A 302-nucleotide genomic window follows, 5' to 3' on the forward strand; every position below is an offset into this window, starting at 1 on the left:
TCCAAACATAGCTCATTCAAATAGACCGAATCAAGGAGAGGTTCTAGTCGCAACGCACGTGTCGACAATTCCAATGTCGCAGCATGTCGCATCAATTGCGCCATGCTCGCGCCTTTCAGACTGATACTGAAACGCCGGCGTAAATCAGCCAATTCGATATACCGACCGAAGTGTGCAGCGATCATCGCCAGACAAGCGAGCCCGCATTCCGTCGTTTCAGTTTGCAATATTGCTCTCATCACACGCGCCACGGCCCGCATTCATCAGCTTGCAACTGTTGCGATGCTCCATTGCCGATGCAT

General features: G+C 51.7%; 1 protein-coding gene. It reads right to left on the reverse strand.

The features are described from left to right. Nucleotides 1-251, reverse strand: a 251-nt coding sequence (locus QN347_RS19690) for a cysteine peptidase family C39 domain-containing protein (protein ID WP_323494379.1), incomplete at its 3' end; no start/stop codon positions are given. Nucleotides 252-302: the final 51 nt, after the last annotated feature.

This window comes from Sphingomonas sp. 10B4, assembly GCF_035019905.1.
Classification (GTDB): Bacteria; Pseudomonadota; Alphaproteobacteria; order Sphingomonadales; family Sphingomonadaceae; genus Sphingomonas; species Sphingomonas glacialis.